The sequence below is a fragment of the Arthrobacter sp. 2YAF22_2 genome, from assembly GCF_052114645.1.
Taxonomy (GTDB): Bacteria; Actinomycetota; Actinomycetes; order Actinomycetales; family Micrococcaceae; genus Arthrobacter.
The window spans coordinates 1-13,556 of the sequence record NZ_JBFRFD010000029.1; the positions used below are offsets into that span (position 1 = coordinate 1).

General features: G+C 65.8%; 14 protein-coding genes. 8 read left to right on the top strand and 6 right to left on the bottom strand.

All coding sequences use genetic code 11. The features are described from left to right. On the bottom strand, window positions 1–549 hold a 549-nt coding region (locus AB4Y86_RS02550; protein WP_441399863.1), incomplete at its 3' end, for a helix-turn-helix transcriptional regulator. 160 nt (window positions 550–709) lie between these two features. On the opposite strand from AB4Y86_RS02550, the gene AB4Y86_RS02555 reads away from it, so the two are divergent. The 5 genes from AB4Y86_RS02555 (at window position 710) to AB4Y86_RS02575 (ending at window position 4,499) form a co-directional block, all read left to right on the top strand. Then, on the top strand, window positions 710–1,915 hold the full coding sequence (locus AB4Y86_RS02555; protein ID WP_441399864.1) for an MFS transporter: 1,206 nt from the start codon (window positions 710–712) through the stop codon (window positions 1,913–1,915). A 208-nt stretch (window positions 1,916–2,123) separates the two neighbouring features. Further along, window positions 2,124–2,456, top strand: coding sequence for a carboxymuconolactone decarboxylase family protein (locus AB4Y86_RS02560; RefSeq protein WP_441399865.1), 333 nt, complete (start codon window positions 2,124–2,126; stop codon window positions 2,454–2,456). A 10-nt stretch (window positions 2,457–2,466) separates the two neighbouring features. Then, window positions 2,467–2,874: a cupin domain-containing protein gene (locus AB4Y86_RS02565; RefSeq protein ID WP_441399866.1), complete on the top strand. Its 408-nt coding sequence runs from the start codon at window positions 2,467–2,469 to the stop codon at window positions 2,872–2,874. A 318-nt stretch (window positions 2,875–3,192) separates the two neighbouring features. Next, a complete protein-coding gene (locus AB4Y86_RS02570) occupies window positions 3,193–3,762 on the top strand; it encodes an NADPH-dependent F420 reductase (protein ID WP_441399867.1) in 570 nt (189 codons plus the stop codon). 2 nt (window positions 3,763–3,764) lie between these two features. Next, window positions 3,765–4,499, top strand: a complete 735-nt coding sequence (locus AB4Y86_RS02575; RefSeq protein WP_441399868.1) for an SDR family NAD(P)-dependent oxidoreductase — start codon at window positions 3,765–3,767, stop codon at window positions 4,497–4,499. Window positions 4,500–5,041: 542 nt separating this feature from the next. On the opposite strand, the gene ychF is transcribed toward AB4Y86_RS02575, so the two are convergent. Further along, the gene (gene ychF / locus AB4Y86_RS02580) at window positions 5,042–6,127 is read right to left on the bottom strand and encodes a redox-regulated ATPase YchF (RefSeq protein ID WP_441399869.1); all 1,086 of its coding nucleotides are present in this window, start codon (window positions 6,125–6,127) and stop codon (window positions 5,042–5,044) included. A gap of 136 nt (window positions 6,128–6,263) precedes the next feature. Here ychF and AB4Y86_RS02585 point away from each other — a divergent pair, with 136 nt between their 5' ends. Further along, the gene (locus tag AB4Y86_RS02585) at window positions 6,264–7,535 is read left to right on the top strand and encodes a DNA recombination protein RmuC (RefSeq protein WP_441399870.1); all 1,272 of its coding nucleotides are present in this window, start codon (window positions 6,264–6,266) and stop codon (window positions 7,533–7,535) included. A gap of 6 nt (window positions 7,536–7,541) precedes the next feature. On the opposite strand, the gene AB4Y86_RS02590 is transcribed toward AB4Y86_RS02585, so the two are convergent. Together AB4Y86_RS02590 and AB4Y86_RS02595 are read right to left on the bottom strand one after the other, a co-directional pair. After that, window positions 7,542–8,633, bottom strand: coding sequence for a 4-hydroxy-3-methylbut-2-enyl diphosphate reductase (locus AB4Y86_RS02590; protein ID WP_441399871.1), 1,092 nt, complete (start codon window positions 8,631–8,633; stop codon window positions 7,542–7,544). Between the two features lie 23 nt (window positions 8,634–8,656). Further along, window positions 8,657–9,520, bottom strand: a complete 864-nt coding sequence (locus AB4Y86_RS02595; protein ID WP_441399872.1) for a hypothetical protein — start codon at window positions 9,518–9,520, stop codon at window positions 8,657–8,659. 207 nt (window positions 9,521–9,727) lie between these two features. Here AB4Y86_RS02595 and xseA point away from each other — a divergent pair, with 207 nt between their 5' ends. Both xseA and AB4Y86_RS02605 read left to right on the top strand, forming a co-directional pair. Further along, window positions 9,728–11,011 (top strand): exodeoxyribonuclease VII large subunit, encoded by a 1,284-nt coding sequence (xseA, locus tag AB4Y86_RS02600; RefSeq protein WP_441399873.1) that lies wholly within the window; start codon window positions 9,728–9,730, stop codon window positions 11,009–11,011. Between the two features lie 85 nt (window positions 11,012–11,096). Next, window positions 11,097–11,339, top strand: coding sequence for an exodeoxyribonuclease VII small subunit (locus tag AB4Y86_RS02605; RefSeq protein ID WP_441399874.1), 243 nt, complete (start codon window positions 11,097–11,099; stop codon window positions 11,337–11,339). 14 nt (window positions 11,340–11,353) lie between these two features. Here the strand turns inward: AB4Y86_RS02605 and AB4Y86_RS02610 are convergent, their stop codons facing one another. Together AB4Y86_RS02610 and AB4Y86_RS02615 are read right to left on the bottom strand one after the other, a co-directional pair. After that, window positions 11,354–12,208, bottom strand: a complete 855-nt coding sequence (locus AB4Y86_RS02610; RefSeq protein WP_441399875.1) for a polyphosphate kinase 2 family protein — start codon at window positions 12,206–12,208, stop codon at window positions 11,354–11,356. Window positions 12,209–12,285: 77 nt separating this feature from the next. Continuing rightward, window positions 12,286–13,506, bottom strand: a complete 1,221-nt coding sequence (locus AB4Y86_RS02615) for a pyridoxal phosphate-dependent aminotransferase (RefSeq protein WP_441399876.1) — start codon at window positions 13,504–13,506, stop codon at window positions 12,286–12,288. Between the last annotated feature and the right edge of the window lie 50 nt (window positions 13,507–13,556).

Below are 13,556 nucleotides of genomic sequence, written 5' to 3' on the forward strand. Positions count from 1 at the left end.
CATCTCAGCGAAAAGCTCCCAGTCAGGATAGAACTCCCGGGATGCAGGGTCTAGGAACTGGAACCGGGCCAGATTCGGTGTGCGGCCGCCGTCGCCGATGAGGGGCGAGTAGAAAGCTCGGCCGAGCTCATTGGTGGCTAGGAGGTCTTGGTGTTGGTCGCGTACGAAAGCGACGCCATCAGTGATCGTGCTGAGCACCCAGTGCAGACTGGGTCGACTGACGGCGTTCTTGGTGGACCTCCGGCGGGGACGCCCGGATAGCGGAATACCGTCGGCCGCACGGGCCAGGTCGAAGAGATGTGTCCGCTCTGTGTCATCGAGGAGAAGCGCGCGGGCGATGGCGTCAAGCACGGACGAGGAAGCTCCGCCGATAGCACCACGTTCGAGCTTGGCGTAGTACTCAACGCTGACATCTGCGAGTGCCGCAACTTCCGTGCGGCGAAGCCCGGCAACGCGCCTGTTCGCCCCGGCGGGCAGTCCGGCCTGTTCGGGAGTGACCTTCGCGCGGCGCGACATCAGGAAATCGCGTACCTCGGCTTTATTGTCCATGCCACGAGAATACGTCCCTCCAACTCTTGTTGAGGTGCCCTGGTGGTACACCCCTTGACAGAGACTCCCGCCCCGGGCGGTTCGCGCGTTGACTGGATATTGACTCCCCCGTTCCCGACCAGCAAGTAACCGCGCAACCCAGTCGCGGGCAAGGAGAAGAATGACCACCACTACCACCGCTCCGGCGCCGGCCCCGGAATCTACTGCGACTCCGAAACGGCTGCCGCTCGCCAGTCTGGCCGCTCTTGCGGTCATCGGCTTCGTCCTCGTCGCAATGGAGACCATGCCAGCCGGGCTGCTGCCCGTTATCGCCACCGGCATGGGGACCAGCGAAGGCACCGTCGGACTATTCGTCAGCGCCTACGCCCTCGGCACGGTGCTCATCACGATCCCCGCCATCACCCTGACCCGGGGCATGCGCCGCAAGCCATTACTCCTCGGCGCGATCCTCGGCCTCATCCTGGCCAACAGCACCACCGCCCTCTCCAGCGACGTGCCCCTGTCACTGGTATCGCGGTTCGCCGCGGGCGCGTTCTCGGGAATCATCTGGGGGATGCTGGCCGCCTACGGCCGGAAAATCAGCCCGCCCTCCCAGGCAGGCCTGTCGCTGGCGATCGTCTCCGTCGGGGCGCCCGTCGGATTCGCCCTCGGCACACCACTGGGGGCCTGGCTCGGAACGACCTTCGACTGGCGGTGGGCCTTCGCCGGACTCACCGCGGTTGCCGTGATCGCCGCAGCCTTCATCGCTGCGATCGCGCCCGACACCGAGGGGCAGCCCGGAGTCTCCCGGCTTCCGCTGGCCAGGGTGTTCCGCATCCCCGGCATCGCCGTGATCCTGGCCGTCATCTTCACCTGGATGCTGGCCCACAACACCATCTACACCTACATCGCCCCCTATCTGCGCACTACCAGCACCAACCTCACCGCCGACGTCGAACTCTTCATCTTCGGAGTAGCCTCGATCGCCGGAATCATCATCACCGGGGCGCTCCTGGACCGCCATCCCCGCCCGCTCCTGCACGGCAGCGTCGCCCTTTTCATCACTGCCGCCGTGGTGCTGCTCGTGGGGCATGCGTTCCTGCCGGCGGTGATCGCCGCGACCGTGCTGTGGGGCATCACCTTCGGCGGCGCCGCCGCCCAACTCCAAGCCGCGCTCACCACCACCGGAGGCGCAGACTCCGACGTCGCCAATTCATTCCTGCCCGTGGCGTTCAACCTCGCCATCTTCACCGCCGGCATTCTCGGCGCCGCCCTGCTGACGAACTTCAGCGGCCTCATCCTGGCGGTCGTGATGATCGTAGCCGGACTGGCCGCGCTCGTGCTGACCATCTACGGGCGCCGCACCGCATTCCGCGCCCACCTCTAGCAACATCGGGTAGCCCGCCGATTCGCCCCATGTCCCCGGAAAGGATCTAAGTATGAGCACGACGCCTACCGCGCGATGGACGACCGCGAAGCCCTAGCGATGGTCGCGTTCTAGCCAGCAAGCGGCCGGGCCCGTGCCGTTCAGGACTGTATGCCCCGGCTGCAACCGTCAAGGACCGCAGCACTCCTATCAAAAGAAGGAAGAGAACATGACCGAACAACCCAGGCAGGTCGGCGGCGGGCGCAAGATGTTCGGGGACTTCGCCCCGAAGCTCGCCGCGCTCACCGACGACGTGCTCTTCGAGGATGTCTGGAACCGGCCCGAGCTCTCCGCCCGCGACCGCAGCCTCATCACCGTGGCCGTGCTCACCGCCGGCGGCAACACCGAACAGCTGGGCTTCCACCTGGGCCGCGCCGTCGAGAACGGCGTGACCCGCGACGAACTCATCGAAGCCATCACCCACATCACGCTCTACGCAGGCTGGCCCAAAGGCATGGCCGCGATGGGCGTAGCCAAGCAACTCTTCGCAGACAACGCCTAAGGAATCCACTATGAACATTGAACCCGCTCTGCCCACCACCAAGAACCCGGCAGCCCAGTTCGCCGGCGACGTCTGGCTCGACCCGATCGCGCTGCCGCACGAGTCCGACCAGACCATGGTCGTCGCCACCGTGCGCTTCGCGCCCGGCGCCCGCACCGCCTGGCACTCCCACGAACATGGCCAGTACCTCCGCGTGACCCAGGGTGTGGCCCGTTTCGGCGGCCGCGACGGCACCATCATCGAGGTCCACCCCGGCCAGACCCTATACACCCCGCCCGGTGAAGAGCACTGGCACGCAGCGGGCCCCGGCTGCTTCATGGAACACATCGCCATGCTCCAAAACGGCGAAGACCCGTCCAAGACCACAACCTGGGGCGAACACATCACCGACGACGAATACAACGGCACCCTGCCCTGATACCAGCCGGCACCCATCGGCGTCGATTCGCATAAGGCATGCGGGTTCGCGGCGAAGATATGGGCAATAGATCGTCGCCGACTCCCGTTTTTCACGCCGGCGACGCCGGGACTCCCGAACGACGGGGGCGGCTTTCTAGTGTGGGATGCGGAGGCGGCGTGCGGTGCGGGAATAGATGCCGGCGCGGTCACGATCAGCGCCACGACCCCTGCCGCCCACGCGATCCCGGCGCACCAGCTGTAGGATCCTGTCCACGTCGGGCGTGGCTCAGGTCTGGAACGAATGGAGGATGGGATGGGAATTTGGCGAGGAGCCAGGTTGTCGGAACACCCCGCGATACGGCTGGCCGGCATGTCCAACGCTGCAACTCACGGAGAGGTTATCGTGAACGCCCTGCCGGGTGTCGTCACCCTGGATGCCCTCTCACACATCGATCCGGGCGCGATGGAGGGCAAGGTTCTGCTCGACACGGCGCTCCCGCTAAAACGTCACGAGGGCCTTCCTCCCACCCTGACCGGTGTGGAGGAACTGAGCCTCGCCGAGCAGATCCAGCACGCTCACCCCGGCGTGCGGGTCGTGAAGACGCTGAATACGATGGCGGCGCCGCTCATGGTCGATCCGGGGCGGGTGCCCGGTGACCACGTCGTCTTCGTCACCGGCAACGACATCGAGGCCAAGAAGACCGTGCGTGCCCTCCTGAGACAGTTCGGCTGGGAAGATGACGTCATTCACGACCTCGGCGACGTGCGGGCCTCCCGCGGACCCGAAATGTACGCCTACCTTCTGTTTCAGCTCGCAGCCTCGTTCGGCTCGTTCGACTTCAACATCGCGATCAACCGCGCAGCCTCAACGGGCGGGGACATCCGTACTGCTCACGAAGGAGAGTAATCATGGCTCGCATCCTGATCACCGGGTCAGCTGACGGACTGGGCCGCCTCACCGCAGAGGCACTGCAGGGCCAAGGACACGACGTCATCGTGCACGCCCGAAACACTGACCGGGCAACGCACCTTCGCCCTCTCACCGACCACGGTGCCGGCATCGTCATCGGAGACTTCGCCGATCGCGACGCCGTACGCCGTATCGCCGCCGAACTGGTCGAACAGGCACCGCTGGACGCCGTCATCCACAACGCCGGTGTCTGGAGCGGGCGGGACGTCATGCCCGTCAACATCATCGCCCCGTACCTATTGACCGCGCTTCTTCCACTCCCGCAACGGCTGGTCTACCTCAGCAGCGCGTCCCACTTCGGCGGCCAACCGCGCCTGGACGGTGTCGACTGGCAGGGCAAGAGCGGCGGCTCCTACGGTGACAGCAAGCTCTACGTCAGTACCCTCGCCGCGGCCATTGCCCGCATGTACCCGGAGATACTGTCCACCTCCGTCGACCCCGGATGGGTACCCACCCGAATGGGCGGAGCCGGAGCCCCCGACAGCCTCGAACTAGGCCACCGCACGCAGGAGTGGCTCGCCACCAGCGATGACCCTGAAGCGCGCACCAGCGGCGGATACTGGCACCACCAGCACCGACAAGAACCCTACCCCTCCGTTCACGACACGGCATTCCAGGACCGGCTCCTCTCGGCCCTCGCCGACGAAACCGGTGAACACCTCCCCCGGCGCTGAAGCAGGTCCATAGCAAACGCATTCCGCTTGCTCTCAAAGTCATTGCATGAGGGTTGTCTCTCAGACGAAGTGTTTCTGAGACACCTCTGATACCCCAGCCCGAGGATCCGTTACGCGCGACGGCGACCGCACCATGATCGGGACCTCAGCCGCCGGGTGCAATGGCTACCACTGCGACGTTCCTCCTCGGACCCGAAGTGCCTGCATCACCGGTTCGGACCTCCTCATGGATGGCGGGGTCATCGCAGCCATGCGGGCCGGGCAACTCGAGGATCAAACTCCGGGGCTAACACCCCAGCTGTCCACAGCCGGGAGTCAATTCGGGTTGTCCACAGCTGGAATAGTGAGCAACTGGTGTAGCTCCCCCAACCGCCGTAGCGTTGGATAACCCGAGGGTTGGCCCCGGTTGTGGGCAGACTAAGCCTGCGCTCCTGGACGAGGCTTAGTCTGCCGGGATGCTCTCGGACGGCCCTGGATCGGGCCCACTTACTGGTCTTGAATCAAGCCGACATATGGCAGCGGGAGCCACCAGCGGGGCGGAACTAAACGTTGAATCTAAATTCGACCACGTCGCCGTCGGCCATCACGTATTCCTTGCCTTCGATCCGGACCTTGCCGCGGGCCTTGGCTTCCGCCATCGAGCCGGCCGCGATCAGGTCGTTGAAGGAGACGACCTCGGCCTTGATGAAGCCGCGCTGGAAGTCGGAGTGGATGACACCGGCGGCCTGGGGGGCGGTGTCGCCCTGGCGGATGGTCCAGGCGCGGGTTTCCTTGGGGCCGGCGGTGAGGTACGTCTGTAGCCCCAGCGTGTGGAAGCCGACGCGGGCCAGCTGGTCCAGGCCGGACTCGTCCTGGCCGTTCATTTCCAGCATCTCGCGGGCTTCGTCCTCATCCAGTTCCACGAGGTCGGACTCGAGCTTGGCGTCGAGGAAAATGCAGTCGGCCGGGGCCACCATGGCTCGCAGTTCCGCCTGCTTTTCGGGGCTGCCAAGGATTCCCTCATCCGAGTTGAAGACGTAAATGAAGGGCTTGGCCGTAAGCAGGCCGAGCTCCTTCAGATGCTCCATTTCCAGTTTGTCGCTGGTGACCGAGGAGAAGATCGTATCGCCGCGCTCCAAGACCGCCTGGGCAGCCTTGACGGCGGCGAGTTCGGCGGCGTCGCGCTTCTTGATCTTGACTTCTTTTTCGATCCGCGGAATGGCGTTTTCGATGGTCTGAAGGTCTGCCAGAATCAGCTCAGTGTTAATGGTTTCCATGTCGGACTGCGGATCCACCTTGCCGTCGACGTGGATGACATCGGGGTCATCGAACACGCGGACCACCTGGGCGATGGCTTCGGCCTCGCGAATGTTGGCCAGGAACTTGTTGCCCAGGCCTTCCCCCTCGGACGCGCCCTTGACGATGCCGGCGATGTCCACGAAGGACACGGGCGCGGGCAGCAGTCGCTGGGAGCCGAAGATCTCCGCGAGCTGCTTGAGGCGCGGGTCCGGCAGGTTCACGACGCCGACGTTCGGTTCGATCGTGGCGAACGGGTAGTTCGCCGCGAGCACCTGGTTGCGGGTCAGTGCGTTGAAAAGAGTTGATTTGCCGACGTTGGGCAGTCCGACGATGCCGATAGTAAGAGCCACGAGTATAGATTCTACCGGTAAACGGGGCCGTCCCTCCGCGGCGCCGGGGCACCCGGTGCCAGCGACAGCGGTCCGGCCGCCGGCGTCGAGTGCGTCACTGGCTAAAAGTGTCAGTGCTGCGTGCCAGAGTGAAGTCATGGACGCTTTCGCACTCATTCTTGCCCTGTTGATGCTGCTGATCGGCGCTGTGGCCGGCGCTGCCTTCACTTTTGTCGTATCCAGGCGCCGCGGCGCCGCATTGGAAGCGGACTTCGACGGCGTCTCCGCCCGGCTCTCGGAGGTCAGCGCCCTGTTCGCCGCCGCCGACGCCGAACGCCGCCTGCTCTCGGCCCAGAACCGCGAGCTGGGCGACGCGAGGAACCAGGACGGCAGCGTCCTGCGCGCGCTGGCCCCCGTGGCCGAGAAGCTCACCGCCGTCCAGCAGCAGGTGTCCCTGTTGGAGCGGGACCGGCTGGAACAGTACGGCCAGCTCGCCCAGCAGTTGCAGGAGGCCAGGCTTTCGGACGAGCAGCTGCTGCGCTCAACGCACGCGCTCGAATCGGCCCTGCGGTCCAACAGCGCGCGCGGCCAGTGGGGCGAGGTACAACTGCGCCGCGTCGTGGAGGCGGCCGGGATGCTCCGGCACGTGGATTTCCACGAGCAGCTGCACAGCGCCGGGTCCGAGAACACCGTCAGGCCCGACCTGGTGGTCCAGCTCCCCGGCGGAAAGCAGCTGGTGGTAGACGCCAAGGTGCCGCTGTCGGCCTACCTTGAGGCGCAGGAACTAGGCACCGCCGCGGGCGGCCGCTCCACCGGCCAGGGTTCCCAGCACAGCCAGCAGTCCCTGCTCGCCGGCCACGCGAAGGCCCTGAAGGCGCACGTCGACGCGCTGAGCAACAAGYGGTACTGGGACATCCCGGGGAACGCTCCCGAGCTGGTGGTCTGCTTCCTGCCCGCGGAGTCGATCCTGGCAGCCGCCCTCACAGCGGATCCAGCCCTGCTGGACTACGCGCTGTCGAGGAATGTCGTCCTCGCCTCGCCGGGGACGCTGCTGGCGGTGCTAAAGTCCGTGGCGTTCACGTGGCGGCAGGACGTGCTGACCGACAGTGCGCGGGAGCTGTTCGAACTTGCCCAGCAACTGTATGAGCGGATGGGAACCCTCGGCGACAACGTCTCCAAGCTTGGCTCATCGCTCAAGACCTCGGTGGACCGCTACAACTCGCTGGTCGGCACGCTCGAAGCACGGGTGCTCCCCACGGCCCGGAAACTGAACGCCATGGACGCGTCCGGACTGGCGACTCCCATCACCGTCGAGGCAACGCCGCGTTCGGTGGCCGCACCGGAACTACAGCAGGCCAACGGCTCCCGGGACGCCGACGCTGACGGTGACGGCGACGCAGAAGACCCCGGGGAGGAGTCTGCCGCCTAGTGCCGCCTAGGCCTGATTGGCGGGGCGGGCGCCGCGGCCGCCCAGGGCCCGGGACACGTCCCCGGCCTGCTTCAGGGTGGCCCGAAGTTCCTTCGGCAGGGAGAACAGCAGGTCCTCCTCCGCCGTGACAACTTCCTCGACGGAGCCATAGCCGTAGTCGGCGAGGAGCCGGAGCACGTCCTTGACCAGGACCTCCGGCACGGAAGCGCCCGATGTCACGCCGACGGTGGCGACGCCTTCGAACCAGGCCTCGTCCACCTCATTGGCGAAGTCCACCCGGTAGGAGGCCTTGGCCCCGTATTCCAGCGCGACCTCGACGAGGCGCACCGAGTTCGAGGAGTTGGCCGAACCCACCACAATCACCAGATCGGCCTGCGGCGAGATTTTCTTGATGGCCACCTGGCGGTTGGTGGTGGCGTAGCAGATGTCATCGCTGGGCGGATCCTGCAGGGTGGGGAATCGCTCCTTCAGGAGGCGTACCGTCTCCATGGTTTCATCCACGCTCAGGGTGGTCTGGGAGAGCCAGATGACTTTCTCCGGGTCCCGGACCGTCACCTTGTCCACCTCGTGCGGGCCGTTGATGATCTGGATGTGCTCGGGCGCCTCACCGGCGGTCCCTTCGACTTCCTCGTGGCCGTCGTGGCCGATCAGCAGGATGTCGAAGTCGTCCTTCGCGAAGCGGACCGCCTCACGGTGCACCTTCGTGACCAGCGGGCAGGTCGCGTCGATGGTCCGCAGGCCGCGGTCCTCGGCGGACTGAACGACCGCCGGCGAGACGCCGTGTGCGGAGAAGATCACGAGGGCGCCCTCGGGAACCTCATCGGTCTCGTCAACGAAGATCGCACCCTTTTCCTCCAAGGAGCTCACGACGTGGACGTTGTGGACGATCTGCTTGCGGACGTAGACGGGCGGCCCGTAGTGTTCCAGTGCTTTTTCCACCGCGATCACGGCGCGGTCCACGCCGGCGCAATAGCCGCGCGGCGCGGCCAGGAGCACCTTCTTGGGACCTGTCACGGGTGCCGCCGCCAGCACCTCTTCCGGCGTTCGACGACGTCGCGGAACGGAGGGCATCGGAATGGAAACAGCGGTGGAGGTCATGCCCCCAATGCTACCGGTGTTCGCTATCGCCGGACATTTGGCGCCGGCCGGCGGCCGGTGACGACGCGGAGCACGATCCCAACAACCAGCAGGACCGCTCCTGCCACCAGCGCCACAACAATCCACTGCCCGAAGCCTGCCGTGGAGGCGGCCACGAATTCGCGCTTGAAGATCTCTGCCACGTCGTTGCCGCTGCCGGCCCCCAGGACCAGCCGGCCCGCTGCATCCGCACCGAACTTCCAGGTCGCTGCCAGGACGAGGGCGCCGATCCCGGTCCCGACGAGGACCGTCCACTTCCGCCGAGCCGCGACGAAGGCCAGGATGAAGGCGATCCCCGCACCCACAGCCACGGCGGAACCCATCGGGGCGTATGCCGAAACACGTTCAATCAGCTGGCGCTGGTTCGATTGCCCGATGCCGATCCGGACCTGGTCCGGCGCCTTCAGCGGCACTGGCGATGCCGCCGAAACCCTGGCGACCACCAGCCCCACCAAGGGTGCGACATCCAGGGTCAGGGAGGTGGTGCCGTTCACCTCCGGAGGAAGGGTGCGGGGGTCCGCGAAGCTTAGCCGGTGGCTCCTGCGCAGGGTCTCGGCCCAGGCGTCCGAGTAACCGGGCATGGCGGTCATGGACTGCGCGGCGTCGTCCAGGATCGGCTTGACCACCGCGGCGAGGGCATCGGGAAGCTGCTTGCCGCCGAAGCCAATCCCGTTCACGGCGGCCGAAGCCAGCCGCTGCTGGAAGGCGGGGTCCTTGCCGAGCGGCGCGGTGAGTGCGACGAATCCGTCCTCCTGGACAATGTTGCGGTCCACCCACATGGCCGGGACGGCGACGGCCGCCAGGGCAAGGCCGATCAGCACGGCAATGGCTGAGACAAAAGTGCGCACGAAAGTCTCCTAGGAGGTTGGGAGTAGTGCCATCCTACGGGGGCGCTGCGGCCAAGCTAAAAACGGGGGGCGCCCAAAACGTCCGGCCCTGCAGGTATAGCTATGGATAGAGTTGAAGCAGATCCCCGTCTCCGCCAGACTCCGTCAGGCCCCGTCAAAAGGACTCCACGCACATGCACCAGGCCCACTCCCCCGGCGGCTGTCGGCATGTCTGAAGAGACTGTCGCAGCCAGCACCCTGCCGGCCACCGCTGCGGGCACCAGCCCGGACAACCCTTGGCCGTTGCAGCTGCTCTCGCAAAACCTGAAAACGTACATCGACCGCGCCCCCGCGGCCTGGGTCGAAGGCCAGGTCATCGAGCTCAACCGGCGCGGCACCAACGCCTACCTCACGCTCCGGGACATCGACGCCGAGATCTCCCTCCCGGCGTCGGTCTGGACCAGCGTCCTGGACCGGCAGGCACTGCCGCTGGAGCGCGGCTCCCGGGTCGTCGCGCTGCTCAAGGCCGAGTTCTGGCTAAAGACGGGCCGGCTGAACATGTCGGTCAAGGATATCCGGCCGGTCGGGCTCGGCGACCTACTGGCCCGGATTGAACGGCTGCGCCAGGCACTCGCGGCGGAGGGGCTCTTCGCCGATTCACGCAAGAAGCGCCTGCCGCTCCTCCCCCACCGGATCGGACTGATCACCGGCCGCGATTCCGATGCCAAGAAGGACGTGCTCCGCAACGCGGCCCTGCGCTGGCCCGCCGTCGAATTCGAAATCCGCGAAGTGGCCGTCCAAGGCAACACCGCGGTGGCCCAGGTCCTCGGCGCGTTGCGGGAACTGGATGCCCATCCGGAGGTGGACGTCATCGTCATCGCCCGCGGCGGCGGCGCACTGGAAGACCTGCTCCCGTTCAGCAGCGAGGAACTCATCCGGGCCGTGGCTGCCGCCACCACGCCGGTCGTCAGCGCGATCGGCCACGAAGCGGACCGCCCCATCCTCGACGACGTCGCCGACCTGCGCGCTTCGACGCCCACCGACGCGGCGAAGCGGATCGTCCCCGACGTCGTCGAGGAACTCACCAGGGTCCGTCAGGCCCGCGACCAGCTTCGCCGCGGCGTGACCCGGCTGGTGGAGCGGGAATCGGACCGCCTCGCCTCGCTTCGCTCCCGTCCCGTGCTAGCGTCCCCTGAGGTCATGGTCAGTGTCCGGCACGACGACGTCGAACGGCTCAAAGGACGGTCCCGGGCCGCGGTCACCACCGCCGTCGTCCGGGCAACCGACCAGCTGGTCCACCTCAAGGCACAGGTGCGGGCCCTGTCGCCGCAAAAAACGCTGGACCGCGGTTACGCCGTCGTCCAACTCGACGACGGGGTCCCGGGCCTGGCGCATCACAAGGTGGTGCGGCACCCGGACCAGGTGCCGGCCGGCACCTCCTTGGCGGTCCGCGTGGCCGGCGGCGGGTTCAYGGCCCAGTCCACCGGCGGCCAGGAGCCCGTCGAAAACTGAGCATTCCGCCCCGAGAATAAGAGAAATCAGACTTCCCGGCCCGCAATGACGGGTACCCGCCGGGATTCAGACAAGGAGAACCAACATGGCAGCAGAGAACGCGGCAACCGCCAAGCCGAGCACAGACATTGACGGACTGAGCTACGAGGAGGCCCGCGAACAGCTCGTCGGTGTGGTGGGCAAGCTCGAGGCCGGCGGCGTCAGCCTTGAGGACTCCCTCGCCCTGTGGGAACGGGGAGAGGCCCTCGCCAAGCGCTGCGAGCAGTGGCTCGAAGGGGCCCGCAAACGCCTGGCCGCGGCGCGTGACCAGGCCGCCCAGGAAGGCTAGCCGGCGCCGGCCGGTCAGGAGCGTTGGACCAGTTCCCGTTCCATCGCGACGTCCAGGCCCGGAACCGGCCACTCCAGCTTGAGCCCTTGCAGCGCGTCGAGCAGCAGCTGCTGGACAGCGATCCGCGCGTACCATTTCTTGTTGGCCGGGACCACGTGCCACGGGGCGGCCTCGGTGTCCGTCTTCTCGAATGCCTTTTGGTAGGCGTCCATATAGTCGGTCCAGAACGCGCGTTCCTTCAGGTCATTGCTGCTGTATTTCCAGAGCTTGGCGGGCTCATCCAGCCGGGCCAGCAGCCGGTCTTTCTGCTCGTCCCGGCTGATGTGGAGCATGACCTTGACGATCTTGGTGCCGGAAGCCGTCTGCCGTGCCTCGAATTCGTTGATCGCTTCGTACCGGCGTTCGAGTTCCTTCGGATCAGCCCAGCGGTGGACGCGGTGGATGAGGACGTCCTCGTAATGGGACCGGTCAAAGACGCCCACCATGCCGGCGGCCGGGACTTCCTTCTCGATCCGCCACAGGAAGTCGTAGGACTTCTCTTCCGGGGTGGGTGCCTTGAAGGATTTCATCTGGACGCCATGCGGGTTCATGGCGCCCATCACGTGCGTAACGATCCCGCCTTTCCCTGCCGTATCCATGGCCTGGAGGATCAGCAGGATCCGCTTGGTGCCGCCGAAGCGAGATTCGGCGAAAAGCTGCTCCTGGAGCATGGCGAGGTTGTCGTCCAGATCGGCGAGCAGCACCTCGCCGTCGTTCTTGTCCCCCGGGTACCCCGGTGTGGCGTCCGGGTCCGTGTCCTTGAGTTTGAAGCCTTTGCCCACCCTCAGCGTGTCAGAGGGGTGCTCCTTGAATCTCACGACGTCTGCCATTGCAAGCCTCTTTCCGGTTCGGGCAGCCGCCGTTCGGACCGCCGGACAACTGCCCGCGCCGCGCTGCTGAGCTCAGGCTAGTTGCCTTGGTACCGGCTCAGGAAGTCCCCCATACGGTTGATGGCCTCTTCCAGGTCCTTGACGTTCGGCAGGGTCACCATCCGGAAGTGGTCCGGGCGCACCCAGTTGAACGCGCGGCCGTGGGAGACAAGGATCTTCTGCTGGCGCAGCAGATCCAGCACAAACTTCTCGTCGTCGCGGATGTGGTACACCTCGGGGTCCAGCCGCGGGAACAGGTACATCGCCCCCCGGGCCTGCTGCGTGCTGACCCCCGGGATGGCGTTGAGCATGTCATAAGCCTTGTTCCGCTGCTCCAGCAGCCGCCCGCCCGGGAGGATCAGGTCGTTGATGCTCTGGTAGCCGCCGAGGGCGGTCTGGATGGCGTGTTGGGCGGGGACGTTGGCGCACAACCGCATGTTGGCCAGCAGATTGATGCCCTCGAGGTAGTCCCCGGCGTCCTTCTTCGGACCCGAGATGGCCATCCACCCGGCCCGGAAACCGCAAACCCGGTAAGCCTTGGAAAGTCCGCTGAAGGTCAGGCACAGCACGTCGTCGCCGGTGAGGCCGGCCATGTTCACATGCACAGCATCCTCATAGAGGATTTTTTCGTAGATCTCGTCGGCGAACAGCACCAGCCCGTGCTTCGCGGCCAGGGCCACCATTTTCTTGAGTGTTTCCTCCGGATAGACGGCACCGGTGGGGTTGTTGGGGTTGATCACTACGATGCCCTTGGTGCGCGGCGTGATCTTCGCTTCCAGGTCCTCAAGGTCAGGCTGCCAGCCGGAGTCCTCGTCGCAAAGATAGTGCACCGGACGGCCGCCGGCCAGGGCCACGGAGGCCGTCCAAAGCGGGTAGTCCGGAGTGGGGATCAGGACCTCGTCGCCGTCGTCCAGCAACGCCATCAACGACATCGTGATGAGCTCACTGACCCCGTTGCCGAGGTAGATGTCATCGACGTGGATGTTCTGGATCCCGCGGGTCTGGTAATACTGCGAGACTGCGGTGCGGGCGGAAAAAATACCCCGGGAATCGCTGTAGCCCTGGGCGTGCGGCAGGTGGCGGATCATGTCCACCAGAATGGCGTCCGGCGCTTCAAAGCCAAACGGGGCCGGGTTTCCGATGTTCAGTTTGAGGATCCGGTGACCCTCCGCCTCCATCTGCTGGGCGGCCTGAAGAATCGGTCCACGGATGTCGTAGAGGACATTATGAAGCTTGGTGGACTGCTTGAATTCTGCCATTCATCAAATATGCCATATGGCGGATGTACTTCCGCTGTGAGACTTGTCTC

Bases quoted from the DNA above. Each gene is read 5' to 3' on its own strand.
- AB4Y86_RS02555 (WP_441399864.1), top strand. From the start codon at position 710: ATGACCACCACTACCACCGCTCCGGCGCCGGCCCCGGAATCTACTGCG.
- AB4Y86_RS02560 (WP_441399865.1), top strand. From the start codon at position 2,124: ATGACCGAACAACCCAGGCAGGTCGGCGGCGGGCGCAAGATGTTCGGG.
- AB4Y86_RS02565 (WP_441399866.1), top strand. From the start codon at position 2,467: ATGAACATTGAACCCGCTCTGCCCACCACCAAGAACCCGGCAGCCCAG.
- AB4Y86_RS02575 (WP_441399868.1), top strand. From the start codon at position 3,765: ATGGCTCGCATCCTGATCACCGGGTCAGCTGACGGACTGGGCCGCCTC.
- AB4Y86_RS02590 (WP_441399871.1), bottom strand. From the start codon at position 8,633: ATGACCTCCACCGCTGTTTCCATTCCGATGCCCTCCGTTCCGCGACGT.
- AB4Y86_RS02605 (WP_441399874.1), top strand. From the start codon at position 11,097: ATGGCAGCAGAGAACGCGGCAACCGCCAAGCCGAGCACAGACATTGAC.
- AB4Y86_RS02610 (WP_441399875.1), bottom strand. From the start codon at position 12,208: ATGGCAGACGTCGTGAGATTCAAGGAGCACCCCTCTGACACGCTGAGG.
- AB4Y86_RS02615 (WP_441399876.1), bottom strand. From the start codon at position 13,506: ATGGCAGAATTCAAGCAGTCCACCAAGCTTCATAATGTCCTCTACGAC.